The following is a 15,853-nucleotide window of genomic DNA, read 5'->3' as shown; positions in this document are numbered from 1 at the left end:
GTATAAAGTAACATGGAGTTGCATTTGGCAGTAAATAATTTTTCTGCCACCGGTTTTTTAAGCGAATCCATCTATTTTACTCATATTTGTTGCGATATTCATTTATAGTGTGAGTATAGCTCTTAAATAGAGAGTTGTTATTGGGGTGAGGAAAATCCGGGTGCAGGTTACAGGCAAGTATGCCGTAAACTAACCAGGGAAAGACTCACCCGGCGAGGCTACGCCCGCCACCCTCTCTTCACCTGCGGTGGAAAGAGGGGCTTGAAGAGTGCTGATCTCCTTACCCTCTTTGCGGCGAAGCCAGAGAGAGGGCCGACCGGCGAAGCCTGGTCGGGGTGAGTCGTCGCCTGCGTTCAAAACGACACTTTTTATTTTTAGAAACAGCTACTCACACCATAAAATGTTCATCAGCATTTCAAATCAATTATAATGGCAGACGAAAAGATCATTTTTTCAATGGCTGGGGTTAGCAAAGTTTATCCCCCGCAAAAAACAGTATTAAAAAACATTTACCTATCGTTTTTTTATGGCGCCAAAATCGGCGTTATCGGCTTAAACGGCTCGGGTAAATCATCCTTATTAAAAATTATTGCAGGCATTGATAAAACCAATATAGGCGAGGTTGTTTTTTCGCCGGGTTATACTGTAGGTTACCTGAGCCAGGAGCCCGAGCTTGATCCGGAGAAAACTGTTCGCGAAATTGTGGAGGAAGGCGTTGCCGAAACCACGGCCTTATTAAAGGAATATGAAGAAATAAACGAAAAATTTGGCCTGGAAGAATACTACAGCGATGCCGACAAAATGGACAAGCTGATGAACCGCCAGGGCGAATTGCAGGACCAGATTGACGCCGTAAACGCCTGGGAACTGGATACCAAGCTGGAACGCGCCATGGACGCCTTGCGCTGCCCGGAGCCGGATACCAAAATTTCGGTATTATCGGGAGGTGAGCGCCGCCGCGTGGCCTTGTGCCGCCTTTTATTAAAAGAGCCGGATGTGTTACTGTTAGATGAGCCTACCAACCACCTGGATGCCGAATCGATAGATTGGCTGGAGCAACATTTACAACAATATAAAGGTACCGTTATAGCCGTAACGCACGACAGGTACTTTTTGGATAACGTTGCCGGATGGATCCTGGAGCTTGACCGTGGAGAAGGTATCCCATGGAAGGGAAATTATTCCTCATGGTTGGATCAAAAAGCCAAACGTTTGGCCCAGGAAGATAAAACTGAAAGCAAACGCCAGAAAACCCTGGAGCGCGAACTGGAGTGGGTACGCATGGGGCCAAAAGGCCGCCATGCCAAATCAAAAGCCCGCTTAGGCAACTACGAAAAACTGGCATCCGAAGAAACCAAAGAACGCGAAGATAAACTGGAGCTGTTTATCCCCCCGGGCCCGCGTTTGGGTAATATAGTCATTGAGGCCAACGGCGTAAGTAAGTCATACGGCGATAAATTATTGTTTGATAACCTGAGCTTCTCGTTACCTCCCGCAGGTATTGTAGGAATCATAGGCCCCAACGGTGCTGGTAAAACCACCCTGTTCCGCTTAATTACCGGGCAGGACCAGCCGGATGCAGGTACTTTCCGCGTAGGCCCAACCGTTGCCTTAGGTTATGTTGACCAGATGCATGACGACCTTGACCCTAACAAATCAGTTTGGGAAAACGTAACCGGCGGCCTGGAAACTATTATGGTGGGCAACAAGCCATTAAACTCCCGTGCCTACGTATCAAAATTCAACTTTAACGGTGCCGATCAGCAAAAAAAAGTAGGCGTACTATCCGGCGGCGAACGTAACCGCGTGCACCTATCCATCACCCTTAAAAAAGGATCGAACGTGTTGCTGCTGGATGAGCCAACCAACGATATCGACGTAAACACTTTACGTGCCCTGGAAGAAGCCCTTGAAAACTTTGGCGGCTGCGCCGTAGTGATCAGCCACGACCGCTGGTTCCTCGACCGTATCTGTACCCACATCCTGGCATTTGAAGGCAACTCGCAGGTTTACTTCTTTGAAGGCAACTACTCCGACTACGAAGAAAACCGCAAAAAACGCGTAGGTGATGTTGCGCCGAAGAGGATTAAGTATAAGAAGTTGACGGTGTAGGCCCCCTCTAAATCTCCCCCTGAAGGGGGAGACTTTTGAATTACTCCCCGCCATGTCATTGCGAGGCACGAAGCAATCGCGAACTGTGCAGATCAACTTGAAGGGGCCACAATTATCGTATACATCCAAGACTTACGAAGTTTTTAAAACTTCGTAAGTCTTTATCAACCCTAACCTGAATCCTCCACACATCAATGAGCCAATTAAACTTCTTCATAACCCGTGATGAAACAATCAGTATACTAAATGCCCTTATCGACACATGCGAAGTTGACGTCTTTATCGGAGGCGCTTTTGAACAAGAAAAACCAGCCCCTGTTAGCAAAATCACCACGTCAATTGATTCTGACTACTTTACGCTTTGGCTAAAAAATGAATTTAGGGAAGCAAAAGGGGTAAAAATGAATCATGGATTTAATAAGGACCTGTATGTATTCAACAATTACAAAGACCCAATCATACAATTTACCGATTGTAAAAGAACGCCAACATTAATTTCGCCTGGTCGTATATTTTATAAGGCCGGATGGGTAGAACATGAAGCACTAAGGCAGAAGCATAAAAATTGGGGTATGCAAGTATCACGCTTAATTGATAAAAGGCTCCATAAATTAAACAACATCTGGAGAATATCTGATAATGTAAAAGATTGGGTGGTAAATGGAGGAAATTTGGAATTAGGGCCGGGTGGCATGGTTGTCAGCAAAGATAAGCTTACATCAATTAGGTAGCCAGGGTTCAATCAAGAACGATTTAGCGCGGATCTCGATTTGCTATCAAAAGAATCAAATCCCCGCGCTTAAAATTAGAATTCTTTAATCAGTACTTATTTGTGAAAAAACACTTTACTCCTCTCAAACAAGTCGACAATCAACCTGGTAAAATATTTTTTTCTATACTATTTTTCACTGGATTGGCGTCAACCATATTTGAAATACATATTTATCAAAAAACATTCATCCCAATATACATCCCTGTTTCCATATATATTATTAGCGGGGTACTTTCAACGCCGTTTTTTCTTAACACCCTTCGGCAAACTTTAGACGGAAGTGGATTACTCTGGCAATATGTGTTTAATACAATTTCCTGGGGTGGCGTAGTTGCCGCTCTTTTTATGGCAGTCAATTTTAACTGGGGTAAAGGAGACATATCTTCTGTAACCTTGCCTATTTTGCATTCAGAGCACTCCTATAGTAATAGAAATGGCTGCTATAGTCTTAATATAAAAGTTGAGTATGAAGAGGTGCAAAAATATCTGGTATTTCCATGTGATACCTTAAATCTTAAAAATCTTGACGTGGTTATACTCACGCTTGACAAAGGTTTACTTGGATATGATGTTATAAAAAGTCAAAAGTTATTAAAGAAGAATTAATGACTATTCAATCCCCCGTCAAAAAACATACTTACACTCAATTCCTTACACTACCTAAACAAAAAAATTCCTAACTTGCCGTTTTCTAATTTATAATACTTAAGGCCATGACAGAGACGCTGGACATCAAGATCACCAAGACCACGCATTCCCGTTTAGCAGAAACGGATTTTGACAACTTACCTTTCGGAAAAACATTTTCTGACCACATGTTTGTGGCCGATTATGCTGATGGTGAATGGAAAAACCTGCAGGTCATTCCCTACGGCGAAATTGGTTTGAGCCCGGCAATTTCGGCCTTACATTACGGCCAGTCATTTTTTGAAGGATTGAAAGCCTACAAACATGCTGATGGAAAGGTTACCATTTTCCGTCCTGATAAAAACGCTATCCGTTTTAACAAATCGGCAGAAAGGCTTTGTATGCCTACCCTGCCCGAAGAAATATTTTTACAAAGCATGGCCGCCGTGGTTGACCTTGACCGCGAGTGGGTTCCATCAAAACCAAACCATGCTTTATACATTCGCCCGTTCATGTTTGCAACAGATCCTTACCTGGGTGTAACACCATCGGCAACGTATAAATACATGGTAATTTGCGGGCCTGTTGGACCATATTTTTCAAAAACCCTGCGTGTAAAAATTGAAACCTATTATACCCGCGCCGCCGAAGGTGGTATGGGTTACGCAAAAGCAGCCGGCAATTACGGTAGCGCGATGTTACCTTCGCGCAAGGCGGCCGAAGAGGGCTTTGACCAACTGATATGGACAGATGCCAAAGAACATAAATACGTTGAAGAAATGGGTGCCGCAAACGCCATGTTTATGCTGGATGGCAAACTAATAACCGCCGAAGCAAAAGACACCATTTTAGATGGCGTAACCCGCGATACTGTTATTGCATTGGCCAAAGAGTGGGGCATTGCGGTTGAAACCCGCAAAGTTTCGGTTGCCGAAATTATCGAAGGCGCCAAAACCGGCAAACTAACCGATGCTTTTGGTGCAGGCACTGCCGCAACTATCGCATCGGTAGGCTCTATCAGCGTTGATGGCGAGGAATATTTCCTGAGCGATCCAAAAACGCGCGAGTTTTCGCAAAAAGTATTGGCCACCCTTGATGCCATTAAATACGGCCGTGCCGAAGATAACCATGGCTGGAATTACCTGGTCGGATAACGTGTTACGTTTGACGTTGTACGTTTTAAATAATAAAAAGGAGTGATGCTACCGCATCACTCCTTTTTATTATTATATCTAAATTACTTTGATTTCCTCCTATTCCGGCAAACGTACAACGTCAAACGTACCACGTACAACGCTAATCAACCGATACGGTCAATCCTTCTTGCTGAAGAATTTTACGGTAAATCTCCATTTCGGTAAAGGAGCCTTCCAGCACTGCGCATTTGCCTTCGTTATGTACCTTCCAGGCAATTTTTTCGGCTTGCGGTTCGGAGTAATCCAGATATTTCATCATACAGTGGATCACATGGTCAAACGTGTTGAAATCATCGTTCCATAATATCAGGCGGTGAACTTCTTTAAGTCCGGCCAGCAATTCTTCGAGGGTAAATGTTTCTTCCTGTGTTTCAGTTGGCATACGTAACTACAAAATTACTCAAAAACAATAATAAAAATACTAAAATCGTGTTCAATTCACTTAAAAACATACCCCAACTGTGTGCCTGCTACACACCGGACAATCTAAACAACATGAAAAAAATCGCTGGTTGCATTATCATCCCATTAGCAGTTCAACTATTTACCATTGCCACAGCAAACGCTCAGGCATCCAAAAGCGGACCGGCCAGGTTACAACCCCCACCGCCAACAATCAAAATAGACGGCGACGACAAAGATTGGGGCGATAGCCTGCGCTACTTTAACGAAGACCGGAAACTAAACTACGCGTTGGCCAATGACCAGACAACCCTTTACGCCGCCATCAAAATAACCGATAAAATGGACCAGATGCGTACGCTGAATGCAGGCATCACCCTAAGCATTGATAATAAAGGTAAAAAGAAAGAAAGCTTCTCGCTCACCTTCCCCTTAGCCGAACCGGGAAGCAAACCCGATTTTGGCAAACGCCCCGACGACAATACCGAAGTTACCCAGCAAGACCGCGACGATTTGCAGCGCGAACGCATAACCAAATTACGCGACATTAAAGTAGTTGGTTTTAAAGATATTGAAGGCGACATGATCACCACCTCAAATACCTACGGAATTAAAGCTGCTATTAATTATGACGCCGAAGGCAACCTCATTTATGAAATGGCGATACCCTTAAGTTTTTTCCATGCCGATGACCAGTTTAAAACCGAATGGGCGTTCAATTTTAAAATAAACGGCATCCAAAAACCAAAAGGTGACGGAACGGAAAACAATGGCGAACGGCAAGGTGGCGGCATGGGCGGCGGCGGTGGTCGCGGAGGCCGTGGCGGCGGTATGGGAGGTGGCGGCGGACGTGGCGGCAGGGGCGGTCGCGGAGGAGGCATGGGCGGCGGCGGTGCCGAAGGCAGCCGCAGCGAACTTTCCAAATCAACCGATTTTTGGGAAAAGTTTTACCTCAATAAAAATTAACAATTTATTACCGGGCCTGGGTTTAAGCCGATAACCACCGGCCAAAGCCCAGCCCTATTTTTTAAACTGTGGCAGTATCTCGGGTATCAGCTTTAACACCCACTGGTTGTACATTTTGGCAGATGGATGCAGCCTGTCGTTAGCCAGAAGGCTTAGGTCAAATGCGGCTTGTTTTGAGATGGCGGTAATATCAACATAAATAACTCCTGCCTTTTTGCTCTCATCCAGGTTAATGGCGTTAAACTTGTCTATATCGGGTCCAATCAACGCATCATTTCCATTGGCGAAGGGCGTTACACCATAATCCGGGATAGATAAAACAAATACATGCTTTTTATTGCCTTTTGCAAACTTAATAGCCGTGTTTAAAACCGCTGCAAATTTAATACGGTAGTTATCTTTACTATAGCCTCCGTACTGGTCGTTAACACCAATGAGTAACGTTACAAAATCATAGGTTTTATCATTGATAGTGCTGTTTTTGATGGCATCTATCAGTTGGTCGGTTATCCAGCCGGTACGCGCTATAATTGTTGGTTCGGTTACTTTAAACCCAGGCAGAATGGCTGCAAGCTGATAAGGGAAAGACTCTTCAGGGCTAACAGACTGACCTATGGTATATGAATCCCCCAAAGCAAGGTAGCTCAGGGTATCTGTTGCAGCGCCGGTTACCGGCACTGTATCTGCAGGCTGCGGAATGGCACCGCTGTTTATCTTTTGCATCTGATCGGTCTTTTTTGAGCACGCGGTTAGGGCGCTTATCGAAAATAAAATTAAAAATAGTGCTTTCATGACAACATCTCCATATCAAACAATACGGAAATGTGGTGTTTAAGGATTTCTTTTACTTCATTTATATTTACCTCGTAGCCAAGTTCCTGCTGCATGGAGGTTACGGCTTTATCATCAATACCGCAAGGCACAATGTTTTTAAAATAATCGAGGTTGGGGTTTACGTTAAATGCCAGGCCATGCATGGTTACCCAACGGCTGCAGCGCACACCCATAGCGCAAATTTTGCGGGCCTTGTCGTTATCGGCATCAAACCAAACACCGGTGTAGCCTGGGTAACGGCCGGCCTTTAAACCATAATCGGCCAGGGTTAATATCACAGCCTCTTCCAGTGTACGCAGGTACAGGTGGATATCAGTAAAAAAATTATCCAAATCCAATATCGGGTACGATACTATTTGTCCCGGGCCATGATAGGTAATATCGCCGCCACGGTTGATGGTATAGTAAACGGCCTGCTTTTCTTTCAGCCCGGCTTCATCTAATAGTAAATGTTCGGGTTTGCCGCTTTTGCCTAAGGTATACACATGAGGGTGTTCGCAAAAAACCAGGTAATTGAAGGTTTCATCGGCTTCAAAAGGCTCAAATGTATTTGCCGGCACCAGGGCTTTAGCTGCCTCGGCATAGGCCAACTCGTTATTGCGGTTATCCAGTTTGGTTTTTACAGTTGCCGAAAACAGGTCTTCCTGCCTGTCCCAGGCCCGCTGGTAATCTATGAGGCCCCAATCCTGGAAAAATACTTTCTTGTTTTTCATCACCTATCCCCTTTTACGTAGCCAATCATATAATCGGCGTATTGCATATAGCCAACTGTGTAATCCAAATTAAGTTCATTTTTATGCAGGTTGGCATTTAATACGCCATGGTGTTCAAAGTTAAAAGGCTCTAAAAAAATGTTATCGACAAATGACACTTCTTTTTGCCCGTTGCATTTATAAACGGCTTCTTTGGCACACCAGCACACATACAGGTGTTCTATCTTTTTATCATCGCCAATAAAAGCAAGTTCGTCAGGGCGCATAAACTTAGCGGCTATGCGTTCAACTTTTTCTTTTATCTGCTCAATATCAATTCCCACTTTATGGGTTTTGCTAATCATCACAGCGGCATAATCAAACGAATGGCTCAGCGAAATATGGTATGGCAGGTTTACCAGGTACGGCTTACCATGCGCGTCTACCTTGCAATCAATATATTCATCAGTGCTCAGCATTTTGCGCAACAATACGCGGGTACCAAGCCAATGCAGGTAGCGCTTACTGTGGCTTAGCTTTTCAACATAAGCTTTCTCATCTTCATCCAATTGCAATTGCTTATACAGGTCATCTGCCTGCTCCTCTATTTTCCAGAGTGCAAACTCAGTGTCATCATCAATACGCTGCCGGTATGCTATCGCCATAAAAGTAAAATTGCAAAATCGGACGCAAACTTATGCCAAATAAATTTAATTATAATAATTGCCATATCATATTCATAAACGATTGATTTTTAATTAACTGTATACCAAATTCCATTCAACAATCAATTTCCACAATGTTTGATTGTTTACTGTTGCCTGTTGCGGTAATTAGTTATATTTTCGCCCCTCATCAAATTTGGCTATGATATTATCTGATAAGCGCATCCTCGAAGAAATAGAAAAAGGAACCATCATTATTGAACCATTTGCTCGCGAGCAACTTGGCACCAATTCCTATGATGTGCATTTGGGTAAACACCTGGCTACTTACCGCGATAGGGTACTTGATGCCAAAAAACATAACGAAATTGATGCCTTTGAGATACCTAAAGAGGGCTTTGTACTGCAGCCCAACACCCTTTACCTGGGCGTAACGGTAGAATATACCGAAACTCATAAACATGTACCCTTTTTGGAAGGAAAATCGAGCACTGGCCGTTTGGGTATTGATATACATGCCACAGCCGGCAAAGGCGACGTTGGTTTTTGCAACACCTGGACACTTGAAATATCATGCGCCCAACCCGTGCGCGTATACGCCGGCATGCCCATTGGCCAACTGATATATTTTGTTGTTGAAGGCGAAATTGAAACCCTGTACAACACCAAAAACAACGCCAAATACAACAACCCTACCACCCGCCCGGTTGAAAGCATGATGTGGAAGAATAAGTTTTAGTACGTTGTAAGTTATACGTGATACGTTGTGCATTTTTTTTAGGGCTAATTAGCCTTTAGTCGTAAGAAACATGTTCACTTTTTTTTCCGACGGATTAAACCTTTACCTAAACCAACAGTCAAACCGCCAACTATCCAAAACCTCTACCTATGAAAACCCAAAACCTCCATAACTTTAAACACAGTTTTATCAACGTAAAACTTATAACGTAGCACGTAAAACCTAAACCATTTTCCGAGCCTCCCCTGCCGTAACACACTTGTTATAATATTATTATAATATTTTCCGTAGATTGAGAATTATTTACCTGATGAAAAACAAACCTCTTTTTGCCGGTTTATTGATAACTGTAATCGCTACAGCTATTTTGAGTTTTAAGGGCCCGGGCGAAGATTTGCTACACAAAATGGTCGACCAGCTTGATAAATGGCGGGCCGAGCATCCGCAGGAAAAAGTTTACCTGCAATTTGATAAGCCCAGCTATGCCATTGGCGATGATATCTGGTTTAAGGCGTACGTAACCATCGGTAATAAACACCAGCTTTCGGCATTAAGCGAAATTTTGAATGTAGACCTGATTGATGAAAATGACTCTGTAAAACGCAGCATCAAACTACCACTAATTAGCGGCCTGGCCAATGGCGATTTTGCCCTTGCCGATTCGATGCAGGAAGGCACCTACCGCGTCCGCGCTTATACCAACTGGATGCGTAACGAAAGCGATGCTTATTTTTTTGATAAAACCATCACTGTTGTAAATAGCATCAGGAATGATGTTTTTACTAAAACGGCGTTTACCTACACCACCCAAAACGGCAAACAAAAAGTAAACGCGCTTATCACTTACAGCAATATCAATGGCGAACCTTACGTGGCTAAAGAAGTAGGCTACCAAATACAGCTAAATGGCAAAAACATTTTTAAAGGCAAAGGCATTACCGACGATAAGGGCAATATTAATGCAAGCTTTATAAATACCACTAATGATTTAGCTGCCACGGGGGAAATTCTAACAACCATCAAATACGCCGACAAGAAAACAGCCGATAAAACGATCGCAATAAAAGCAGTATCTAATAAAATTGACGTTCAGTTTTTTCCCGAAAGCGGCACTCTGGTTAACGGGGTAAACTCAAAAATAGCATTTAAAGCAGTTGGCGCCGATGGTTTGGGCGTAGATATTAAAGGAACCGTAGCCGATAACCAAAACCAAATGGTTACCGCCTTTAACAGTACCCACCTGGGCATGGGCGTTTTTAAATTTGCACCATCTGCAGGAAAAACCTATAAAGCGCATGTTACTTATCCCGATGGCTCCGAAGGGGTGTTTGATTTACCCGGGGCCGTTGATAATGGCTATTCTTTGGCTATAGATAATTCCGCTGATGACGACATAGAGGTTACAATACTGCCCGGTAAAGACCTGCTAAATAGCGCCACCCCGGCAACCAGCCTTTTGTTGGTGGCCCAGGTGGGCGGCCAGATTTATTATGCAGGCAACAGCCCCAACGGAGGTAAAACGTTTACAGCAACTATACCCAAAAGCAAATTTCCATCGGGGATTGTGCAATTTACCCTGTTCTCGGATAAGGGCGAACCGCTAAACGAGCGCCTGGTGTTTGTTAAAAACAATGATGATTTAAAACTTTCGGTAACCGGCGACAAGCAAAAATACGCCCCGCGTGAAAAAGTGACCATCAGCCTGAACGCCAAAAATACCGAGGACAAGCCGGTAAGCGCCAGTTTCTCGGCAGCGGTTATTGATTTGTCGAAAGTTTCGGTTGATGAAACGGCAGAAGAAACTATCCTATCAAATATCCTGCTTTCGTCCGATTTGAAAGGATATATCGAAAAACCGGGCTATTATTTTCACAACGCGAACGCAAATGCGCAGGCCGACCTGGATGTGCTGCTCATGACGCAAGGCTATCGTCGTTTTGAATGGAAGAAAATACTGAATGATAGTTTTAACCCAATAGTTTATAAACCCGAAAAAACATTGCAGGTATCCGGCCATTTAAAAACCCTTTGGGGCAAACCTGTCGTAAGGGGTAAAGTAACGTTATTCACTACAGCGGGCGGTGTTTTTATGATTGATACGGTATCTGACGATAAGGGTAACTTTGTTTTTAAAGACCTTGTTTTCAGGGACAGCATCCGGTTTGTAATACAGGCGCGCACCGCTAAAGACCGCAAAAACCTGGAAATTGAACTGGATAATATTGCCCCGCAAGCCACAGGCAAAAACAAAAATGCTCCCGATATACAGGTAAACATTAGCGATGGCCAGGCTATTTACCTTAAAAACAGCAAAAGCAAGTTTAACGAGGACATTAAATATGGGCTTGGCAACCATACTATTGTTTTAAAAGAAGTATTTATAAAGGACGTAAAGAGCAAAAAAGACCTTGTTAAAAACTCCAACAATTTAAATGGCCCCGGCAACGCCGACCAGGTACTTACTTACAAAGATTTTGAGAACATGGGCGGAAACTTTGTCTCTTCCTTACAAATGAAAATATTTGGGGTGACTTTTAGAAATGGAGTCCCTTACTCAACCCGTAGCCAAAACCAGCCGATGACCATTATGGTTGATGGAATGCAGGTTGATGGAGATTATTTAAATACTTTATCTACAAATGACGTAGGAAGTGTTGAAGTTTTACGCACCATAGGCAATACGGCAATTTATGGCTTTCGTGGTGGAGGTGGCGTTTTGGTTATCACGACAAGGCGCGGCGGCGATGGCTCTGTTTACAACCGCTATGCACCGGGCGTTGTAACCTATGCACCAAAGGGATATTACAAAGCCCGCGAATTTTATTCGCCGGCGTATGACGATCCTAAAACCAATACACAGATGCAGGATTTACGCTCAACCATATACTGGAAACCTAATATTATAACGGATAAAGATGGCAATGCCACGTTTTCTTTTTTTAATGCAGATGCTAAAGCCACTTACCGCATTTTAATTGAAGGAATTGACGTTGAGGGTAACCTTGGCCGGCAGGTTTATACCTATAAGGTGGAGTAAACCGGGTTGGTAGCAGTTAATTATTGCGTCCCCCCTCAACTATTGCATTTATTGTTTTTTTATGAAACTTAGCCTAACCTTCATTTTCCTGTTTACTTTATTTTGCGCATTGAACGGCTTTGCCCAAACCGATTCGGCGTTTTTGGCCCGCACCATTAATGCGCTCGAAAAATATTCATCGGCAAACCCGGTAGAGAAGGTTCATCTGCATTTTGATAAACAGGGGTATATGCCTGGCGATACCATTTGGTTTAAGGCCTATGTGGTAACCGGCGAAAACCACTCCTTGTCGTCAATCAGCAACGTGGCGTATGTTGAATTACTTACAGCAAAAGATTCGGTATTAAGCCGGATGGCCTTGCCTTTAAGCTCGGGCATAGGATGGGGAGATATTGCCTTGCCTGTCTTATTAAAAACGGGTAAATATCAATTACGGGCGTATACTAATTGGATGCGTAACGATGATCCGGCATATTTCTTTAGCCAACAGATAAGCATAGGCGATTTACAGGCGATAAAGGCAAAAAAACAAAATATAACGGCCAAGCCCGATGTGCAGTTTTTTCCGGAGGGGGGCCTACTCATTAACGGCCTGCGATCAAAAGTAGCTATAAAGTCGGTAGATGAAAAAGGACTGGGCGAAGACCTGGAAGGATTAGTAACAGATAATGACGACAATGAAGTAGCCGAATTTAAAACCCGGCATTTAGGAATGGGGGTAATTGCCATTACGCCGGCAGCAAGCAAACTTTACAAGGTTAAAATAACGTGTAAAAATGGCAACCGGTATACCTTTGATTTACCAAAAGCGCATGATGAAGGTTTTGCCATCGCCATTAATAATACACAGGCCGATAGTTTAAGTGTACGCATAGTTGCCTCAAATAAGCTATTTGAAACTCAAAAAAGCGCAGGCTATTACCTGCTTGCACAGTCGGCTGGTAAAATTTGTTACACAGCCGCATTCAGGCTGGCGGCACAAAGCTTCAATACGGTTATTGATAAAAAACGTTTCCCAACAGGGATAACACGATTTACACTATTTGCTGCAAATGGCGAGCCGCTTAATGAACGCGTAGTCTTTATCCAAAATAACCATGCACTCAAACTCAGCGTAACATCGGCAGGCAAAACTTCTGCAGCCAGGCAAAAAGTAAAATTTAGCTTAGATGCCAAAACTGCCGACGATAGCTATACTACAGGAAGCTTTTCGGTATCTGTGATCAACGAAGATTTTACACCTGTGGATGAATTGTCAGAAAACACGATCCTGAACAATTTGCTGCTTACTTCGGATATTAAAGGATATATCGAGCAGCCCAACTACTACTTTACTGATATAACCGATAAAACCCGGGCCGACCTGGATATATTAATGCTTACGCAGGGTTATCGTCGTTTTGAATGGAAACAGGTATTAGCTGATAAGCACCAGCAACCGGTATTTGAAGCCGAAAAATCATTACAGATTTCCGGATATGTAAAAACTTTAGATGGCAAACCGGTACCCAACGGCAAAGTAAAGCTGTTAACAACTAAAGCTGGCATTTTCATGCTGGATACCGTAACCAATGAAAACGGAAAATTCAGCTTTAACAGGCTGCCTGAGGATAGCGCAAGGTACGTGATACAAGCACGCACCGATAAGGATAAAAAAAATGTAATGGTTGTGCTTGATACCTTATCCGGTCATAAATCATTTGCGTTTAGAAACGCACCCGGCGAAAAGGATACAATAAAAGAATTAACTGCTTACCAAAAGCAGGTTAAACAACAACTAAAATTAAGTTTAGACAAGCGCACTATACAACTTAAAGAAGTGGTGATAAAAGACAAAAAGGATACGCCAAAAGACATTTTTAGCCATGCAGAACACCCCGACCAGGTGATAAATGATTTTCCGAAAGAGCCGACCGGAGAAAGCCTGAGCACTTTTTTGGGCGTACGCCTACGCGGTATCGAGATGAGGAGCTCGGCAGAAGGCGCTTCGTTTTATACCGCACGGTCTATAGCTAAATATTACCCAAACCCGCCGCCAATGATGGTAAAGCTTGACGGAAGTATTATTGACCCGGCCATTTTTAGTGCCCTTTTACTGACAGATATTGAAAGTGCCGAAGTAATCAGAACAACCGGGCAAATGGATATGACAACAGGCGCAAGGGAAGTACTTTACCTCATTTCCAGGAAACATTCCGGCACCGCAATTAAACCATCAACACCGGATGTTATCACATACCAATCAAACGGATTATACAAGGCAAGGGAGTTTTATTCGCCCAAATATGATAAGATCAATGAAAGCGACTCAAAGCCCGATTTGCGTACAACCATTTATTGGAACCCAACCATTATAGTCGACAAAGCCGTTGCCGAATTTGAGTTTTTTAACGCCGATACCAGGGGCACTTACCGCGTAACCGTGGAAGGAATTGATGCCGACGGTAATTTGGGCCGGATAGTTTACCTGTATAACGTTGAGTAATAAACAACCCCACTGGAATTCTGATAAGATAACTGCTATTTCAATACACCATGCACAAATATTTTTTGATTCGCCTCCATTGCGCAATCAGTTTAGTGTTAACCATGTTAAAATTCAAAACATTGATTATCAAATATTTACAAAAAACATATCTGAAATATGTTAAGTTATGTTAACCCAGTTAGATGCATGACCCGTCCTGAAATAACTATACAGATTTGTGAGTTAATCCTGTAAACACTATACAGGTTCTTTTTTTAAAGATAAAGTTAAATAACTTGTTGTTTGTTTGTTTGTTGTGTTGGAATGTGGGAAACTCCTTCAGTTTTCCATATTTCAACACGTTTTTCTTTTTTTGCTTCTTTTTTTCTTTTTGCTGAACCTCCTCTTTTTGTTGATAACTCATCTGTCAGGCGGGTATGGCCAGCGGCTTTTCCTTCTCCCATTTGCCCGGGTATTCCTTCCAGCGTTTTTTCAGTACATCACCTTGTTCATGCGCCTGGCAAGGCGTCAGGTAGTCACAGCTTCCATGGGGCCTCAATTCGTTGTATGCCTTAATACTGCTATCGATCTTTTTATAAGTCTGCTCAAAGTTAACCGGGCTGATGTACAGGTCGAACTCCCCCTTGATGATGCCATTCATTCGTTCGGCCAGTGCATTCTCATACGGGTCACCCCGTTCAGTCATACTGATGGAAATAGTTTCGTTCCCAAGCAATTCCACATAATCCTTAGAGCAGTATTGGGACCCTCTGTCAGAGTGATGGGTAAGGGTTTGCCCGCTGTAACTGCGGACATCCAGGGCCATCTGTAAGGCCGCTATAGGCCCCAGCGCCAGCATATCCAGGCGGAAACAATAACCCATGATCTTACGTGAAAATGCATCTGTTATCAGTGACAGGTAGCCCCATTGGTTTTGCACCCGAATGTAAGTTATATCGCTTACCCAAAGTTCCTCCGGCCGTATAATATGCATTTCCTTTACCAGGTTGGCGTACTTATGCATCCAGTGCCGGGAATCGGTGGTGATTGCTTTTCGTTTACACTGCCTGATCAGCAGCTTATGAGCGTCAAGCAAGTCAAACAGGTAGTCCCTGCCGATTTCTATATGATGAGAAGCCAGTTGCGGCTTAAGCAGATAAAGCATCTTTCTTGTCCCTAACCGGGGTAAAGGCTTCCTTATTTCATGAACAAGCTGCAGGATAATTTCCTCTTTGATAGAGTCATCCTGGTTTCTCCATAAGTGATCATAGTGCGCATGGCGGGTTTTGCCAAACAGTCCGCATAGAAACGCCCAGCTTAAATGCGCGTAATCCTGCTTCATTA

The 15,853-nt window shown here is 43.4% G+C and carries 14 protein-coding genes; 8 read left to right on the top strand and 6 right to left on the bottom strand.

The features are described from left to right. The first annotated feature begins 429 nt into the window (after positions 1–429). The 4 genes from ettA (at position 430) to ACFGVS_RS24380 (ending at position 4,665) form a co-directional block, all read left to right on the top strand. Positions 430–2,112: an energy-dependent translational throttle protein EttA gene (gene ettA, locus ACFGVS_RS24395; RefSeq protein ID WP_439695930.1), complete on the top strand. Its 1,683-nt coding sequence runs from the start codon at positions 430–432 to the stop codon at positions 2,110–2,112. Between the two features lie 194 nt (positions 2,113–2,306). Then, a complete protein-coding gene (locus tag ACFGVS_RS24390; RefSeq protein ID WP_439695929.1) occupies positions 2,307–2,843 on the top strand; it encodes a hypothetical protein in 537 nt (178 codons plus the stop codon). Positions 2,844–2,944: 101 nt separating this feature from the next. Then, complete coding sequence (locus ACFGVS_RS24385) at positions 2,945–3,490, top strand: hypothetical protein (protein WP_439695928.1); 546 nt, start codon at positions 2,945–2,947, stop codon at positions 3,488–3,490. A gap of 107 nt (positions 3,491–3,597) precedes the next feature. Further along, positions 3,598–4,665 carry a branched-chain amino acid aminotransferase gene (locus tag ACFGVS_RS24380; protein WP_439695927.1) on the top strand — a complete coding sequence of 356 codons (1,068 nt, stop codon included), beginning with the start codon at positions 3,598–3,600 and terminating at the stop codon, positions 4,663–4,665. A gap of 142 nt (positions 4,666–4,807) precedes the next feature. Here the strand turns inward: ACFGVS_RS24380 and ACFGVS_RS24375 are convergent, their stop codons facing one another. Beyond that, positions 4,808–5,089 (bottom strand): ATP-dependent Clp protease adaptor ClpS, encoded by a 282-nt coding sequence (locus ACFGVS_RS24375; RefSeq protein ID WP_090641497.1) that lies wholly within the window; start codon positions 5,087–5,089, stop codon positions 4,808–4,810. A 113-nt stretch (positions 5,090–5,202) separates the two neighbouring features. On the opposite strand from ACFGVS_RS24375, the gene ACFGVS_RS24370 reads away from it, so the two are divergent. After that, positions 5,203–6,075 (top strand): hypothetical protein, encoded by an 873-nt coding sequence (locus tag ACFGVS_RS24370; RefSeq protein WP_439695926.1) that lies wholly within the window; start codon positions 5,203–5,205, stop codon positions 6,073–6,075. Positions 6,076–6,129: 54 nt separating this feature from the next. On the opposite strand, the gene ACFGVS_RS24365 is transcribed toward ACFGVS_RS24370, so the two are convergent. The 3 genes from ACFGVS_RS24365 to ACFGVS_RS24355 form a co-directional block, all read right to left on the bottom strand. Continuing rightward, on the bottom strand, positions 6,130–6,798 hold the full coding sequence (locus tag ACFGVS_RS24365; RefSeq protein WP_274209922.1) for an SGNH/GDSL hydrolase family protein: 669 nt from the start codon (positions 6,796–6,798) through the stop codon (positions 6,130–6,132). Positions 6,799–6,863: 65 nt separating this feature from the next. Next, entirely contained in the window at positions 6,864–7,622 is a 759-nt protein-coding gene (lipB, locus tag ACFGVS_RS24360) for a lipoyl(octanoyl) transferase LipB (RefSeq protein ID WP_090641490.1), read from the bottom strand. Further along, a complete protein-coding gene (locus ACFGVS_RS24355) occupies positions 7,622–8,266 on the bottom strand; it encodes a 4'-phosphopantetheinyl transferase family protein (protein ID WP_090641487.1) in 645 nt (214 codons plus the stop codon). The genes lipB and ACFGVS_RS24355 overlap by 1 nt, the downstream gene beginning before the upstream one ends. Positions 8,267–8,468: 202 nt before the next feature. Between ACFGVS_RS24355 and dcd the strand changes: the two genes are divergently transcribed. From dcd to ACFGVS_RS24340, 3 genes are all read left to right on the top strand, one after another. Continuing rightward, complete coding sequence (dcd, locus tag ACFGVS_RS24350; RefSeq protein ID WP_439695925.1) at positions 8,469–9,005, top strand: dCTP deaminase; 537 nt, start codon at positions 8,469–8,471, stop codon at positions 9,003–9,005. Positions 9,006–9,315: 310 nt separating this feature from the next. Then, the gene (locus ACFGVS_RS24345; protein ID WP_439695924.1) at positions 9,316–12,042 is read left to right on the top strand and encodes a TonB-dependent receptor; all 2,727 of its coding nucleotides are present in this window, start codon (positions 9,316–9,318) and stop codon (positions 12,040–12,042) included. Positions 12,043–12,103: 61 nt separating this feature from the next. Further along, positions 12,104–14,527: a TonB-dependent receptor gene (locus ACFGVS_RS24340; RefSeq protein ID WP_439695923.1), complete on the top strand. Its 2,424-nt coding sequence runs from the start codon at positions 12,104–12,106 to the stop codon at positions 14,525–14,527. Positions 14,528–14,796: 269 nt separating this feature from the next. Here ACFGVS_RS24340 and ACFGVS_RS24335 read toward each other — a convergent pair whose 3' ends face one another. Beyond that, positions 14,797–14,973, bottom strand: coding sequence for a hypothetical protein (locus tag ACFGVS_RS24335; protein WP_439695477.1), 177 nt, complete (start codon positions 14,971–14,973; stop codon positions 14,797–14,799). Then, positions 14,937–15,851, bottom strand: a complete 915-nt coding sequence (locus ACFGVS_RS24330; RefSeq protein ID WP_439695476.1) for an IS3 family transposase — start codon at positions 15,849–15,851, stop codon at positions 14,937–14,939. The genes ACFGVS_RS24335 and ACFGVS_RS24330 overlap by 37 nt, the downstream gene beginning before the upstream one ends. Between the last annotated feature and the right edge of the window lie 2 nt (positions 15,852–15,853).

Source organism: Mucilaginibacter sediminis (genome assembly GCF_051903035.1).
GTDB lineage: Bacteria > Bacteroidota > Bacteroidia > Sphingobacteriales > Sphingobacteriaceae > Mucilaginibacter.
This window is presented reverse-complemented; position numbering and strand designations above follow the sequence as displayed.

Excerpts from the sequence above, each read along its gene's own strand:
- ettA (WP_439695930.1), top strand. The coding sequence starts at position 430 with ATGGCAGACGAAAAGATCATTTTTTCAATGGCTGGGGTTAGCAAAGTT.
- ACFGVS_RS24390 (WP_439695929.1), top strand. The coding sequence starts at position 2,307 with ATGAGCCAATTAAACTTCTTCATAACCCGTGATGAAACAATCAGTATA.
- ACFGVS_RS24380 (WP_439695927.1), top strand. The coding sequence starts at position 3,598 with ATGACAGAGACGCTGGACATCAAGATCACCAAGACCACGCATTCCCGT.
- ACFGVS_RS24375 (WP_090641497.1), bottom strand. The coding sequence starts at position 5,089 with ATGCCAACTGAAACACAGGAAGAAACATTTACCCTCGAAGAATTGCTG.
- ACFGVS_RS24370 (WP_439695926.1), top strand. The coding sequence starts at position 5,203 with ATGAAAAAAATCGCTGGTTGCATTATCATCCCATTAGCAGTTCAACTA.
- ACFGVS_RS24365 (WP_274209922.1), bottom strand. The coding sequence starts at position 6,798 with ATGCAAAAGATAAACAGCGGTGCCATTCCGCAGCCTGCAGATACAGTG.
- lipB (WP_090641490.1), bottom strand. The coding sequence starts at position 7,622 with ATGAAAAACAAGAAAGTATTTTTCCAGGATTGGGGCCTCATAGATTAC.
- ACFGVS_RS24355 (WP_090641487.1), bottom strand. The coding sequence starts at position 8,266 with ATGGCGATAGCATACCGGCAGCGTATTGATGATGACACTGAGTTTGCA.
- dcd (WP_439695925.1), top strand. The coding sequence starts at position 8,469 with ATGATATTATCTGATAAGCGCATCCTCGAAGAAATAGAAAAAGGAACC.
- ACFGVS_RS24345 (WP_439695924.1), top strand. The coding sequence starts at position 9,316 with ATGAAAAACAAACCTCTTTTTGCCGGTTTATTGATAACTGTAATCGCT.
- ACFGVS_RS24340 (WP_439695923.1), top strand. The coding sequence starts at position 12,104 with ATGAAACTTAGCCTAACCTTCATTTTCCTGTTTACTTTATTTTGCGCA.
- ACFGVS_RS24335 (WP_439695477.1), bottom strand. The coding sequence starts at position 14,973 with ATGGGAGAAGGAAAAGCCGCTGGCCATACCCGCCTGACAGATGAGTTA.
- ACFGVS_RS24330 (WP_439695476.1), bottom strand. The coding sequence starts at position 15,851 with ATGAAGCAGGATTACGCGCATTTAAGCTGGGCGTTTCTATGCGGACTG.